Source organism: Rhodospirillaceae bacterium (assembly GCA_016712715.1).
In the GTDB taxonomy this organism is placed as follows: Bacteria; Pseudomonadota; Alphaproteobacteria; order Dongiales; family Dongiaceae; genus Dongia.
Genome location: JADJQM010000001.1, coordinates 2,101,622 through 2,114,902 on the forward strand (window position 1 = coordinate 2,101,622; position 13,281 = coordinate 2,114,902).

Annotated in this window: 19 protein-coding genes; all 19 read right to left on the reverse strand. The window is 65.2% G+C overall.

All coding sequences use genetic code 11. The features are described 5' to 3' along the window. Nucleotides 1-265 precede the first annotated feature (265 nt). The 19 genes from IPK59_10195 to IPK59_10285 all read right to left on the reverse strand — a co-directional run bounded on the left by IPK59_10195 (nt 266) and on the right by IPK59_10285 (nt 13,277). Nucleotides 266-529: a hypothetical protein gene (locus IPK59_10195; GenBank protein MBK8159107.1), complete on the reverse strand. Its 264-nt coding sequence runs from the start codon at nt 527-529 to the stop codon at nt 266-268. Beyond that, nucleotides 513-995, reverse strand: coding sequence for a hypothetical protein (locus IPK59_10200; GenBank protein ID MBK8159108.1), 483 nt, complete (start codon nt 993-995; stop codon nt 513-515). Before IPK59_10200 ends, IPK59_10195 begins: the two co-directional genes overlap by 17 nt. Continuing rightward, nucleotides 995-1,255, reverse strand: a complete 261-nt coding sequence (locus IPK59_10205; GenBank protein MBK8159109.1) for a hypothetical protein — start codon at nt 1,253-1,255, stop codon at nt 995-997. Before IPK59_10205 ends, IPK59_10200 begins: the two co-directional genes overlap by 1 nt. A gap of 98 nt (nt 1,256-1,353) precedes the next feature. Beyond that, complete coding sequence (locus tag IPK59_10210; GenBank protein MBK8159110.1) at nt 1,354-2,082, reverse strand: lysozyme; 729 nt, start codon at nt 2,080-2,082, stop codon at nt 1,354-1,356. A gap of 51 nt (nt 2,083-2,133) precedes the next feature. Then, nucleotides 2,134-2,472, reverse strand: a complete 339-nt coding sequence (locus IPK59_10215; protein ID MBK8159111.1) for a phage holin family protein — start codon at nt 2,470-2,472, stop codon at nt 2,134-2,136. Between the two features lie 64 nt (nt 2,473-2,536). Beyond that, nucleotides 2,537-3,001, reverse strand: a complete 465-nt coding sequence (locus IPK59_10220; protein ID MBK8159112.1) for a hypothetical protein — start codon at nt 2,999-3,001, stop codon at nt 2,537-2,539. Then, nucleotides 2,998-4,071: a hypothetical protein gene (locus IPK59_10225; GenBank protein ID MBK8159113.1), complete on the reverse strand. Its 1,074-nt coding sequence runs from the start codon at nt 4,069-4,071 to the stop codon at nt 2,998-3,000. The genes IPK59_10220 and IPK59_10225 overlap by 4 nt, the downstream gene beginning before the upstream one ends. Then, nucleotides 3,998-4,690: a hypothetical protein gene (locus IPK59_10230; GenBank protein MBK8159114.1), complete on the reverse strand. Its 693-nt coding sequence runs from the start codon at nt 4,688-4,690 to the stop codon at nt 3,998-4,000. Before IPK59_10230 ends, IPK59_10225 begins: the two co-directional genes overlap by 74 nt. A 5-nt stretch (nt 4,691-4,695) precedes the next feature. Beyond that, nucleotides 4,696-6,108, reverse strand: coding sequence for a hypothetical protein (locus IPK59_10235; GenBank protein MBK8159115.1), 1,413 nt, complete (start codon nt 6,106-6,108; stop codon nt 4,696-4,698). Continuing rightward, nucleotides 6,105-6,488, reverse strand: a complete 384-nt coding sequence (locus IPK59_10240; GenBank protein MBK8159116.1) for a hypothetical protein — start codon at nt 6,486-6,488, stop codon at nt 6,105-6,107. Before IPK59_10240 ends, IPK59_10235 begins: the two co-directional genes overlap by 4 nt. Nucleotides 6,489-6,515: 27 nt before the next feature. Then, nucleotides 6,516-6,920 carry a hypothetical protein gene (locus IPK59_10245; GenBank protein MBK8159117.1) on the reverse strand — a complete coding sequence of 135 codons (405 nt, stop codon included), beginning with the start codon at nt 6,918-6,920 and terminating at the stop codon, nt 6,516-6,518. A gap of 14 nt (nt 6,921-6,934) precedes the next feature. After that, nucleotides 6,935-7,858: a hypothetical protein gene (locus IPK59_10250; GenBank protein ID MBK8159118.1), complete on the reverse strand. Its 924-nt coding sequence runs from the start codon at nt 7,856-7,858 to the stop codon at nt 6,935-6,937. A 2-nt stretch (nt 7,859-7,860) separates the two neighbouring features. After that, nucleotides 7,861-8,475, reverse strand: coding sequence for a DUF2313 domain-containing protein (locus tag IPK59_10255; GenBank protein MBK8159119.1), 615 nt, complete (start codon nt 8,473-8,475; stop codon nt 7,861-7,863). Then, nucleotides 8,445-9,581 carry a baseplate J/gp47 family protein gene (locus IPK59_10260; protein ID MBK8159120.1) on the reverse strand — a complete coding sequence of 379 codons (1,137 nt, stop codon included), beginning with the start codon at nt 9,579-9,581 and terminating at the stop codon, nt 8,445-8,447. Before IPK59_10260 ends, IPK59_10255 begins: the two co-directional genes overlap by 31 nt. Nucleotides 9,582-9,591: 10 nt before the next feature. Continuing rightward, nucleotides 9,592-10,071, reverse strand: coding sequence for a phage GP46 family protein (locus IPK59_10265; GenBank protein MBK8159121.1), 480 nt, complete (start codon nt 10,069-10,071; stop codon nt 9,592-9,594). A 6-nt stretch (nt 10,072-10,077) separates the two neighbouring features. Then, nucleotides 10,078-10,353, reverse strand: coding sequence for a PAAR domain-containing protein (locus IPK59_10270; GenBank protein ID MBK8159122.1), 276 nt, complete (start codon nt 10,351-10,353; stop codon nt 10,078-10,080). Then, entirely contained in the window at nt 10,346-10,915 is a 570-nt protein-coding gene (locus tag IPK59_10275; protein MBK8159123.1) for a phage baseplate assembly protein, read from the reverse strand. Before IPK59_10275 ends, IPK59_10270 begins: the two co-directional genes overlap by 8 nt. A 2-nt stretch (nt 10,916-10,917) precedes the next feature. After that, nucleotides 10,918-12,057 carry a hypothetical protein gene (locus tag IPK59_10280; GenBank protein ID MBK8159124.1) on the reverse strand — a complete coding sequence of 380 codons (1,140 nt, stop codon included), beginning with the start codon at nt 12,055-12,057 and terminating at the stop codon, nt 10,918-10,920. A 20-nt stretch (nt 12,058-12,077) separates the two neighbouring features. Then, a complete protein-coding gene (locus tag IPK59_10285; protein MBK8159125.1) occupies nt 12,078-13,277 on the reverse strand; it encodes a DNA circularization N-terminal domain-containing protein in 1,200 nt (399 codons plus the stop codon). Nucleotides 13,278-13,281: the final 4 nt, after the last annotated feature.

Sequence of the window (13,281 nt, forward strand, 5' to 3'; positions counted from 1 at the left end):
GATGCGGCCGTATTGCGGTCATGCGTGGCTAAAACACGCGGCTTGAGGTGTTGACGCACCTCGGGCCACCCGCCCGTTACAGCGGGTCAGAAGGGGATTCGGATGATTGTCACCTCGAATTCCAAGGGCCGATCGCTCGACCAAAAACCGAAACCGCCCGCCAGGCCGGATTGATCCGGCGACTGGCAGGCGGTGAGCACCACTTGAGCCGTCAATAGAGCGGCGGCACAAGCGACGCGAGAGCAGCGGGTTCGCCGGCCCATAACTACGGCGCCGGCAATTGCTTGTTCTGAAGCGCCCGGATCTTCGCCCCCTTCCCCTTACAATCGGCGAGGGCCTCGTCGTACTGGTAGATCATCGTCCCTTGAATACCGATGACCTTGAGCGCCTGATCCAGCAAAGAGCCGCCGCCAGCCCTCGCCGCCTCGATGCTCTCGGCCGCCACATTCAGATCCGGACCCGACTTGCACTCGGTCAGAGCGCTGTCGATCGGCGCGAAGACGACGATCGTCTCAGCAGGCGCCGGCACCGCCGCCAGCTCGGGCGGCTCTGAGACGGCGCAGGCAGTCAACAACGTGGCCAGCAACGCCGGCAGGATCAGCGTTAGGCGCATTGGCAATCTCCCTCAGTTTGGATTCGGCCGATCGGTATTGAGCGGCCCGGTTTTCCGCCTCGATCCGCGCCTCCTCGGCGTCGACCTGGGTGCTGCGCCAGGCCGTCGTCAACGAGGCGATGGTGGTTTTCTGGCCGGCATTAACCCGACGCAGATCCTCGACCTCCTTCGAAAAGGCGGTGAGGCGGGCGAGATAGCCGCCCTCGCCATCGATGCTCTCCTGGAGCGCCGCATTGGCGACGGTGAGGCCGTCGATTTCACGCAGCTGCCAGATGAAGGCCAGCGTGCCACCCAGGCTGAGGCCGGCCACGAAGAGGCCGATCAGCAGCCACGGCGAAGCGCCCCCGGCGAGGCCGAGGGCGAGGTTAATAAGGCGGCCCATCACAGGGCCATCATCAGAACCGCCGCCAGCAGACCGGCGACGGACCCGACGATCCATTCGAGATGCTTGTGGCGCGAGCCCTTGAGCGTGAAATCCCAATCGACCTGTGAGACTTCGCGCAGATAGAGGCCAACGGCCGCCAGCATCGCCCACAGCAAGGGCAGGCCGAAGATCAGCGAGAGGATGACGACAAACGCCACCGCTACCAGCGAGTGCAGCAGATTGTCGATCGAGAAGATGTCATTGAGCCACGACTTCATGGCGGTTCACTCCAATGGTGAGAGGGCAAAAGAAAAGCCGCGATGCACAGGCACCGCGGCGAGATGAAAAATTGATGAGAACGGCCGAAACCGCGCCGCTATTCGAGGCCGTTCTTGCGCTTCCAGTAGGCGCGGAGAAGGAAATAGCCGCCGATGCCGAGCGCCATCATGGCGCACAGCACCCAGGGGCCAAGCTCCATCAGCGACTGGATCGTCCAGCCGACATCGCTTGCCTGCTGGGCATACTCATTCACCTGGGCGAGCGAGCCGGCGCTGCCGAGAACCGTCGCGGCTGTCTTGATCCCCATGTCCTTTGTGAGCAGCACGGGCGGCTCGGCCGCGACCGCCTGCGGCATCGGCGTCTTGTCGCGGCTACGCGCGGCCTTGAGATAAAGAGCGGCTTCACGCGCCCGGCGACTGACGAGGCCGGGGAGGGTGACTTTCTTGCCATTCACCGTTGCCTTGTTCCACATGGCAAAGGCCTTCGCCGCCGCCTCGGCGTTGCCGGCATTGTGTTGCTTCAGGACGGTGCTCTTCTGGAAGGCGCCAAGGCCGACATTGAAAGCGAAGGACGTCATCGCCGCCAATTGATTCGGGTTCGTCTTTACGCTGCAGAGCCGGCGGACACCGGCGACAAAGCCTTCGAGATCCTGGGCGAGGAGATTATCCGCCTCGGCCTTAGTAATCCGCATGCCCCTCTTGACGCCTTCGGTATGCCCGTAGCCGATCGTCCATACGCCGGCCGGGCAGCGATAGGCCTCCAGCTCGCAACCCTCGAAATCCTGAATCAGGTCAACGCCCTCCGCGTTGATCGGAAAGGTGTTCATCTTGCTCTCCTCGCGATGATGATGGCGAACGCCGTTCGCCTCTTGGGCGGATTACTTCTTGTCCGCCGCCTTGCTGACAGTGCCGGACGCCGCATCGACGACCCGCAGGACGATGATCTCGATCCAGGCCGGGCCGAGATACGAAATGATGATGATGGCGCCGGTTGCCGTCTTGCCGGTGAAGCCGAAAAACTCCGCGACGCCATCGGCCGCGAGGCCGAAGGAGAGTGCGATCAGCAGCTCCCACAACAGATGCCAGGACCAGAAGCGCCGCTGCGCCTTCTGGACCTGGCGCACATGCCACAGCATGCGGCCGAGCCAGGCGAGGCCTGTGACGCTCGCCATCGAGTAGATGGCCTGTTTGATCTCTGGCGGCAGATACTCGAACAAGGCGCCATCCCCCATGTCAGATGATGAAAGAAAAGCCCCGCCGGAGATGCCGGCGGGGCTGTGATCAAGCGTATTCCATGACGACGATCAGGCCGGAGCCACCATTGCCGCCGGCCGCATAGCTGCTGCCGTCGTTGTAGACGGTGAGACCGCCGCCACCGCCGCCGCCAGAATTCGCCGGAGCGGCGTTACCGGCCGTCACCGTGCCCGATGTCCGAACGATGGGATGCGCGCCCGGCCCACCGATGGGGCCAGCCGCTTTACCACCGCGCGTGCCGTGCGTGAAGTTCGCGCCGTAATAGCTGGCGACGTTGTAGCCAGCTTCACCCTTGACATTGATGTCGCCACCGACGCCATCGCCGCCGCTGTTGTCACGAAGATTGGTTTTGGCAGCAAAGCCATTCTGGCCGTTGCCACCCTTCCCACCCGTCGCTGAAACATGGGCGCCGAAACTCGACGTGCCACCCGTGCTGCCGTCGTTCGATCCGGCCGCAGCTGCACCGCCATTGCCACCGGTGCCGATCGTCACCGTCTCCGTCGACCCGAGAGCGGCCGCCAGGATCTTCTTCCAGGCATAACCGCCACCGGCACCGGAGCCACCGGTGTTGAGCGCGCTGGTCGCACCGGACCGCGCTGCCGGCACCGCCCCAGCGCCAAGAACCTCGACAGTGAATAGGCTGCCGAGGCGTTCTTGTTGTAGGTGCCGGAGGCCGTGAAGACCTGGACACCGATCAGCCGACCGCCCACATCGGCCGCAAGATCGTCGAGTGCCGTTTGCAACCCGGTGACATCGGCGATCGCGTGGCTGTGCGAAACCGCCGCCTTGCCATCGATCGCTGCCTGCAGGCCCGTCACATCGGCGATCACATGGCTATGTGACGCCGCTGCGAAAGCTCCGCTCGCCTGGGTCGCGGCCGTGCCGAGGCCCAGGGTTGTCCGTGCCGTCGCCGCGTCGGCATCATCGATCAGCGATCGGCCGTAGGCGGAGAGATCCGCCGTCGTGAAGGTGTCGGCCGCCGTCGCGTAGATCAGCTTGTTGGCGCTCGTCGTCACGCCAGCCAAGGCCGTCAGCGTGGCATCCGCCGCCTGGAAGGCCGAGCTCGCCTGGGTCGCGGCGGTGCCGAGGCCCAGGGTTGTCCGTGCCGTCGCCGCGTCGGCATCATCGATCAGCGATCGGCCGTAAGCGGAGAGATCCGCCGTCGTGAAAGTGTCGGCCGCCGTCGAGTAGATGAGCTTATTGGCGCTCGTCGTCACGCCAGCCAAGGCCGTCAGCGTGGCATCCGCCGCCTGGAAGGCCGAGCTCGCCTGGGTCGCGGCGGTGCCGAGGCCCAGGGTTGTCCGCGCCGTCGCCGCGTCGGCATCATCGATCAGCGATCGGCCGTAAGCGGACAGGTCCGCCGTCGTGAAAGTGTCGGCCGCCGTCGAGTAGATGATCTTGTTGGCGCTCGTCGTCACGCCAGCCAGGGCGGTCAGCGTGGCGTCGAGCGGCTGCTTGCCGTCGATCGCCGTCTGCAGGCCGGTGACATCAGCGATCACGTGGCTGTGCGACGCCGCCGCAAAAGCACCGCTCGCCTGGGTCGCGGCCGTACCGAGGCCCAAGGTTCCCGCGCACCGTGGCCGCGTCGGCATCATCCAGCAGCGATCGGGCGAACGCCGTCAGATCGGCCAGGGCGAAGGCATCCGGCCCTGTCGCATAGACGATCTTGTTGGCGCTCATCGTGAGAGCCGCGAAGGCGGTCAGCGTGGCATCGAGCGGCTGCTTGCCGTCGATCGCCGTCTGCAAGCCGGTCACATCGGCAATGACATGACCGTGCCCAACTGCCGACTTGCCATCGAGCGCCGTCTGCAAGCCCGTCACGTCGGCAATGGCATGACCATGCACCGCCGCAGCCGTCCCTGCCAAGGCATCCGCGATGGCATCGAGATCATCCTGCAGGCCGGTGACGTCGCCGATGACATGAGCATGCGAAACCGCCGCCTTGCCATCGATCGCTGCCTGCAAGCCCGTCACATCGGCGATCACATGGCTATGTGACGCCGCTGCGAAAGCTCCGCTCGCCTGGGTCGCGGCCGTGCCGAGGCCCAGGGTTGTCCGTGCCGTCGCCGCGTCGGCATCATCGATCAGCGATCGGCCGTAAGCGGACAGGTCCGCCGTCGTGAAAGTGTCGGCCGCCGTCGAGTAGATGATCTTGTTGGCGCTCGTCGTCACGCCAGCCAAGGCCGTCAGCGTGGCATCCGCCGCCTGGAAGGCCGAGCTCGCCTGGGTCGCGGCGGTGCCGAGGCCCAGGTTGTCCGCGCCGTCGCCGCGTCGGCATCATCGATCAGCGATCGGCCGTAAGCGGACAGGTCCGCCGTCGTGAAAGTGTCGGCCGCCGTCGAGTAGATGATCTTGTTGGCGCTCGTCGTCACGCCAGCCAGGGCGGTCAGCGTGGCGTCGAGCGGCTGCTTGCCGTCGATCGCCGTCTGCAGGCCGGTGACATCAGCGATCACGTGGCTGTGCGATGCCGCCGCGAAGGCACCGCTCGCCTGCGTCGCGGCCGTACCGAGGCCCAAGGTGCCACGCACCGTGGCCGCGTCGGCATCATCCAGCAGCGATCGGGCAAACGCCGTCAGATCGGCCAGGGCGAAGGCATCCGGCCCCGTCGCATAGACGATCTTGTTGGCGCTCATCGTGAGAGCCGCGAAGGCGGTCAGCGTGGCATCGAGCGGCTGCTTGCCGTCGAGTGCCGTCTGCAGGCCGGTGACATCGGCGATCACATGACCGTGCCCGATAGCCGACTTGCCATCGAGCGCGGCCTGCAAGCCCGTCACGTTGGCAATGGCATGACCATGACCGACCGCCGACTTGCCGGCGAGCGCCGTATCGATACCGTCCAGCTCCGCCTGCAGGCCGGTGACATCCTCGATCGCGTGATCGTGGACCGCCGCTGCCTTGCCATCGAGCGCGCCCTGCAGGCCCGTCACATCGGCAATGGCATGGCCATGACCGACCGCCGACTTGCCGGCGAGCGCCGTATCGATACCGTCCAGCTCCGCCTGCAGGCCGGTGACATCCTCGATCGCGTGATCGTGGGCCGCCGCTGCCTTGCCATCGAGCACGCCCTGCAAGCCCGTCACGTCGGCAATGGCATGACCATGACCGAGCGGAGACTTTCCAGCGATCGCCGTACCCACGGCGCCGAAGGTTGCCTCGATGTCATCCAGCACACCCGGCAAACCGACGACGTCGGCGATTGCATGGCCGTGAGCCGAAGCCGCCTTGCCATCGAGCGCGCCCTGCAGGCCCGTCACATCGGCAATGGCATGGCCATGACCGAGCGCAGACTTGCCGGCGAGCGCCGTACCGATGCCGTCCAGCTCCACCTGCAGGTCGGTGACATCGGCGACCGCATGGCTGTGAGCCGAGGCCGCCTTGCCATCGAGCGCGCCCTGCAGGCCCGTCACGTTGGCAATTGCATGACCATGCACCGCCGCAGCCTTGCCGGCGAGAGCATCCGTCAGGCCTGGCACGTCATCGATGCCGTCGATTTGCGCGCCGCCGCTCATCACCGCGACAGCGATGGGAGCCGCCTGCTTGATGACGACAACGATCGTCTCGATCGCCGCCTGCACCGTGATGAGAGTCGGGTCGGTCAACGTGTCACTCCACCGATAACGGAGAAATAGCCGCGCAGAATCGTCGTCACGACGCCGTCAGGGTTCGTGATTTCGAGGTCGTAGACGTAGTTTTTGACCGGCGGAAAGATGCCAGGGTCGCAATCGACCGAGAGGGTCGCTGTCGCTGCCGGCTCCAGGATCAGACGGATTCGCCCCTCTTCCGCCTCGATCTCGATGCTCTCGGCCTCGGTCGAAAGCTCCAGCGCCACCTCGCCAGCAATGCCGTCACGGATCTGCATCCGGGCGGTAAAGCCATCAAGAGGGAGCGTCGCACCCTCGAATGAGTTCTGATGAAGCTCCAGAACCCGCTCGAAGGTGTCGCCCTGCTGGCAGGTAAAGGTGTGTGTGCCCGCGTCCATCGGAGATCCTTGCGAGAAAGTGATGTCTCAGAGCTCGACCGCAGCCAGCCACATGTTCTCAATCTGCTGCTGGGTCAGACTGAGCGCCGTCGCCAGTTGCGCGATGAGGGGATGGTCGAAGCGATACTCGCTCGCATACTCCCACTCGACCTTGGCGGCACCGCCGAGGCCGGCAACGGTCGTTTCCACCGTGTCCAACAGGCCTTGATTGAGAAGGACGAGACGAATCTGACGCGCGCTGATCGGCGGAAAAACCACCTCCGGCGTGTCGGATTGAGGCGGCGCATATTCCTGCCCATCCCAGGTCCAGCCGATCTCGACATTGTCCGGCGCGTCGCCGCGCACGGCCGCCATCAAGGTCGGATGCAGGACCGGCTCTGCGTTGAAGATCTCAGCGACGGCGCCATTTTCGAGGCGAACAAACTTGCTCATGCTGTCTCTCCAGATCAGGCGAATTCGAAGACGACAACACGGCCGGAGCCGCCATTGCCGCCGGCACAGTTGCCGCTTTGATAAACCGTGATTCCGGGCGAGCCGCCGCCGCCTGTATTGGCATCGGCGTCGAAGCCGTTGCTAGGCAGCGATGGATTGACCCCCGGCCGCGCGCCCGGCCCGCCGATCGGACCAGCGCCTCGGGCACCGGTGCCGCTGATGATGGTCGGACCCCAGAAGCCGGGCGGAATGACTGGCGAGTCACCCTTCCAATTGATGTCGCCACCCGTGCCATCACCGCCGGAGCAGTCGTAATTCGACGGCATGGTCATACCCTGGGAACCGCTGCGGTACGGGCCACCCTTGCCGCCGGTCGCGGAGACATGGGCACCGAACGAGGTTGTGCCGCCGTTGCTGCCGTTGGCCGTGCCATCGGCGCCACCGTTACCGCCAGCGCCGATCGTCACCGTCGTATTGGTGGCGAGTGCCGAATTCAGCAGACGCTTGACCGCCGCACCGCCACCAGCGCCAGGGCCGCCAACGCCGCTGGCGCTCGCGCCGCCGGCACCGCCACCCGCACCGCCGCCACCGCCCAGCACATAGACGAGGACGTTGTGAGCGGCGACGTTCTTGGTATAGGTGCCGGACGCCGTAATGTTGACGACGTTCAGCAGCCGGCCGCTCGCCGCTTCCTCCGGGTCAGGAATGAGCTCTGACAGAGCCTGCAAGAGCTGGGTGTCGTCGGCGGCGTCAAGCGTCAGGCCCGCCGCGAGGATGACGTTACTGATCTCCTCCTGCACGCGGTTCAGCCAGTGCGCGTCCATGATGGTGCCGGGGAATCCTTCGCCCGGATTGCAATTGGCGAAATAGCCAGGCGTACCGCCAGCCGGATAAGTCGGCTTCACGGCAACAGCGGTCGCGACATCGATGCGATGCATGGTCAGTCCTCAAATTCAAAGGTGACGATTGTGTGGGCGGGTGCTGCACGGCGAATGACGCAGCGCAGAAGGTTGATGTTTGGCGGAACGCAGAGGCCCGTGCCGGCAGACGAACAGCCAGCGCGGGCATATGAGACGGTCTGGTTAAGCACCTTCACCGTCCACCAATAGGGACAGTCGGCAACGGTATCGCACCCCACGACGGCCACACCGCAACGCGCCGGGAAGCGCTCGATGATCTCCACTTCGAAGCCAACGAGGCTCGCAAGGTAGACAAAGAAGGCCGGTGTCTGTTGACCGCGCGCCGCGATCTTCAGGCAGAGCGCAATCTGGCGCTCCGCAACCGTAAGCCCAGCCGGCGTACATTCATCCGGCAGGCCAAAGACACGCTCCCAATCGGGCAGCAGCTCGACCGCGGAGCATGGGAAGCTCTCGATCTCCAGCAACTGACAGCCGCGATCGTGAAGCCGCCGCTGCTCTTCGCCCACCGCTTGCCAGAAGCGATAGAGAACCGTCTCCGGATCTCGCGGCCAGGCGTAACCCTGCGGCAGGAGATCGAGCGCGAGCGCCGCGAAGTCGTCGACCGTCAGGCCGCAAAGAGGATCGATGCGCGCCATGTTCTCTCGTCCTCAAGCGGTAAAGGTGAGCGTGCCCAGCGTCGCGAGATCGCCGATCGAGACAGTGACATCCGCCGCCGGCACGAGAACCTCGTGCCGGTATTCCCCGAGGCAGAGGCGATCGCCGCCCAAAGCCAAGAGCGCGGAATGGTGAGGCCCGGTGCTGCCGAGCGCAGCAGCAGATCCCGAAGTTCCAGCTCGACAGCGAGCCGGGTTTCCGGCGTGTCCGGCGTGAGTCCCTTGACCGTCACATTGATCGGGTGCGGCACAGGTGCGACCACGAAGACATTGGCCGTCACCGGCCGCAGCGGCGCGATATGATCGGCCACCTCCGCCAGATCGTCGGTGTAAGTCGGCCACCCAAGCCCTTGCGGGAAGCCATCATCGTCAGCCCGGACGCGGTCCATCATGAACCGCACGACCACGGTGCCAGCGCCGAATTCCAGCGGCGAAACCCAGGCCCGAGTCACCCCCGGAACCTCCAAGGCCCAGCGGATATAGTCGTTGGCGTTGCCGCCATGCGGCGGCTTCTGCAGCTCGAAGAGCAACCGAGCACGCAATTCCTCGTCCGGCTCCTCATCGGCGCCGCCCGTCATTGCCGTTTGCAGCGTCGCCTGGGCTACGATCGCCGGCAGCGCCGCGATCAGCGTCACCGTCACGCCGTCGTCGAGGTTGCCGGCAGCACCCGGCGACACAGCCTCGGCTGGCACGATCGCCTCGCCCCCAGCAATGATGGCGTCGTCGGTCGTGCGGTAAAGGACGCGAACGCCGTTCACCGCGCCCGACTGCACTTCGGAGCCGAGCGCAATCTCGGCGCCGTCCTGACCCGTAAAGCGGATCGTGCCCGTCGCTCGCACCGCGCCCTTCCGGGCAAGGCCGAAGATCGTGCACCAGCGCTCCAGGAACTGCGCATTTGCCGTGTCGGGAATCGTCTGCTGAACCACCCAATCGAGGCGGCCGTAAGCGAGATGCGTGAGGCCGGCCATCACTTCCGACGAAACGCGGATATTGCTGTGGCGGAGGCGCGAATCCGCCCCCGGCAGGCGCGCACTGAAATCCGCCGCGCTGCGCTGCCGCAGCTCGGTCAAGGTCGGTCGCTGAAACATCGCTGATCCTTCAGGCGGGCGGGCTTGCAAGCCCGTTCAATTGATCCCAAACCCAATCGAGGCGCTGCCGGATCGGCTCGCCGTCGTTGCGGTAGAGCGTGATGAGGAGGTCGAGGCGATCGATGCCGTTCCATTCGGCCTCAACCTCGATCGACTTGGCGATGCCGTCCTCGACCAGCCATCGCAGGGCTTCCCGCGAATACTCGATCGCCCGGCGCCGCACGTTCTCAGTGCGCTTTTCCCGGCAGAGCAACCAGAGCCGCGAGCCGATGTTGCCAACTTCCAGGCCCGGCCCCCCCGTATCGGCCCACCAACCGCGCCGTGTCGTCGCCTCATCCGGGAGGCGATCATCGACCAGCGCCAGACGATCGGTCATGAGCGAGATAATGACCGCCGTGCGCAGATCCGCCTCGGCCGACGGACCCGGCGGCTCCAGCAGCCAATCGCCCGACAGCGCCGCTGCGGACCAAGTATGCGAGAAATCGACCATGCACCCTCACTCGATCACGACGAAGTCCGGCCGCCCTGTGGTCGGGTGGCCGCAGATCGCAATGTGTCCCTGGCGGCAGATTGGAATGCCGTTGATCGTGAACCAGCTCGTCCCCTGCACCATCGGCGGCAGCGGCGAGTGCGGTGGATCGCCGTGGCCCTGGACGAGATCCCCGAGAGCCACAACCGGATGGCCGTTATAGGTGAAGTTCTCGCAGGCCTGGATGAGCTGCACCCCGCCGGCATAATCCAGCGCGTCCACTGCAACGCCATGCTCAGCCATCGGTAATCACCTCTACCTTATCGCCGATGATCTGCACCTTCTCAGGCAGCAGCCGGATAATCGAAGACCCGCAGACGAGCTCGATCCGCTCCCCTGCCTCGATCACGTAATAGCGGCCCGCTTCGATTGCGCCGTCCCGGCCGATCGTTTGGTTATGGTCACGGCCGACTTCCTCGTTGATGTCGCGGCCGATCGCCACTTCGAGATCCTGATTCTTGCGGAGGACAATGCGATGCCCGCCCGACTGCAGGTTCTCATGCGTGTAAACCGCGACCTCGCCAGGGGCCAGGTTGCGGATGCGATAGCGCCGATCGTCGAACTTGATTGCAACGCCATGATCACGGTTGCCGCCGACGAAGAGCACCAGACCTTCCGCACCCGGCAACGGGTGGACGGTCAGACCATAGCTCTGCAAGTGAGCGACGCCGCCCTTGACCTCGTCCTGCATCAGCCGGATCTGCGTTTCTTGCAGGCCGGTTGCGTCATTGATCGCCGCCAGGACCGCGCGGCCGATGCTCATCCGCGTGCGGCGAATGAGATCGCGCAAGGCATCCTTCACCATTTTCAGCCTCGTGCGGTGAGATCAATATCGTTGCCTTCGACGCGGCCGATCGGCGGCGAGAGCGCACCCTCACCGTCGAGAATCGACCACAATCCGCCGCCGCCACCGCTTGCGCTATCTGGCGAAGCCGGCTCCGGCGTGAAGGCCTCTGGCGGTGCCAAGGTCAACTCCGCGACCGTGCCTTTCTCGTCCAGCCGGTAGTTCACACCGGCAATCAGCAGATCCCGCGTCAACCCAAGCCAGGGCGAATCCACAACGACCATCTCGTTGGCACGCCAGAGCCGGCCTGAAACGATGTCCCGCCAGCCCTGGACCTGGACGGTGGCGCGAACGCCGTTCGCCCCGCGCGTCAACTTTTCCCAATTGGCCCGGTCCCGCGCGGTTGCCACGTCCGCCTGGCCCTCAGCCACGATGAGCTTGGGCCGATACCGATCGACGCCAGGGTCGCGAATGCTCGCTACCGTTTCAGTCGCTTCAAGCCCATTGACATCGTCGCTTGAAGCTTGCTGCCCCTTGACGATGTAATCGCTGTACCGCTCGCCGACTGAGAGATCGGCGGAGGCGGTAAGGATATTTTCGCCTTGCCGTAGCGTGCCGCCAGAGCTTCGGATGCCAGCGCGGGTAAGGACGAGATTTCCAGCTTCATTGTCGCAGACCAGAAGCGCCCGCAGGCGGCACAGCCTTTCGATGAGCTCAAAGATACTCTCCCCCTGCTGCACCTGGACGTCCGGGAACGGAGCGCCAGGACCGGATTCAACAACGACGCCGACGCCAACCTCACCGCACAAACGCTTGGCGATCTGAGCAACGTCATAACCGCTGAACTGGCCACCCGGCACGACCGCCGAACAGTCGACCGCATCGCCCGTGCGGCTTCGCCCGGCCACCCGAACCGAGTGCGTCGTGGCGTCATAGCTCGGGCTATAGGTGTCGACGTAGCCCGTAATCACCAGCTCGCGATCGAGCAGAACGCGACAGGGCGCGCCCGGCCGGATCTGCCCGGCGAAAGGCTCGCTGCTGCCCTCCGACCACTTTTCGGTCAGCTCGATATCGAAGCTCGACGCCGCGCTATCAACCGACCGGCTGACGCTTACAGCCGTCCAGCCTTCGAAAAGGCGGCCGGCAACCATCAATGTCAGCATGTTCTCTCACCGCTTTCGATCTAGCGGGAGAGAACCTCGAGCCTCTCTCGCATCCAGGCCGGATGCGGGCCTGGGTTCCGCGCGATAACCTCGGCCTCACGATCGACATCGACGTGAAACCGGTGCGCCGCCACCAGCGATGGCAACGCGCTCGGTACAACCGGATGGACGATATGCGCGAGGCTGGCCCCGCGCTCGGTCAGATCCCGCGTCACCGCCGTCTGCAAGCCGGTGACAGCGCGATAGGCATCGTCGTCACCGCGATTGCCGGCCGCTACCAGCACCGTCTCCAGATCGGCAACCAAGCTGTCCCGCACCCCGATCGCCTCCTGATAGGAAGCAAAGGTCCGGTTAGCACTGGCCCTGGCCTGCTCGGTTACAGCGATCTCGCGAACGAGGTTCGTCAGTCCCGTGGCGTTCTGCGCCTCGATCTCCCGATTGCTGGTCAGGTAGATCGGTTCCGGCGACGACACGACGAAATCCCGCAATGTCGCCAGCCCGCGCATCGCCGTCGCCGCGTCGGCATGAACGCGCCGCAGCAGCGAGAGCGCATTGCCGATCTGGCCGGGAATCCCGTCCGACCGAGCGATGCTGTCAGCCTGGCCGAAGATCGTGCGCGCGACATCATCGAGCGACGTCACCAGCCCGCCGTCAGACACCGCGCCGGCACCCTGCTGCAACCCCGCCACCGAAGCGGCGAAGTCACGCAAGCCACCGGCAGAGGTGTCGACGATGAAATCCTGCAAGCCCTGCCAGCGATAGAGCCGCGCGAAGCCGGCCATCGACGCCTCCGAGGAGAGAGAGGCGGCATCGATGACGGCTCCGCGCGTATTGACCGGCGCGGCGGGGTAGCGGTTCTCGGCGCCTTCGACGAAGCCCAGCTCAAAGCGGCAGATGCCGCCCTCTTCCTGAGATTCGGTCCAGCGCACGGACTCGCAAGAGACCTGGATCTCGCCGCGATAGGGATGCACCAATGGCCCAGGCCCTGCGACCTCGCAGGCCCGAATAAGGGCATCCCGCGCGGCCATGTAATCCGGCCCCAGCACGTAGCCGGTCAGGGTAAAGCGCCGCGTGGAGCGGCCCATATCCTCCGCAAAGGGCTCGTCCCGCTGCGGATATTCATGGACGGCGAGGCGCCGGCCAGATGCACCGCCGGCCTGCCCCACGAAGAATGCATTTCCCCGGAAGCTTGCCGGCCGAAGTTCATCACGCCAGGCCATCGCC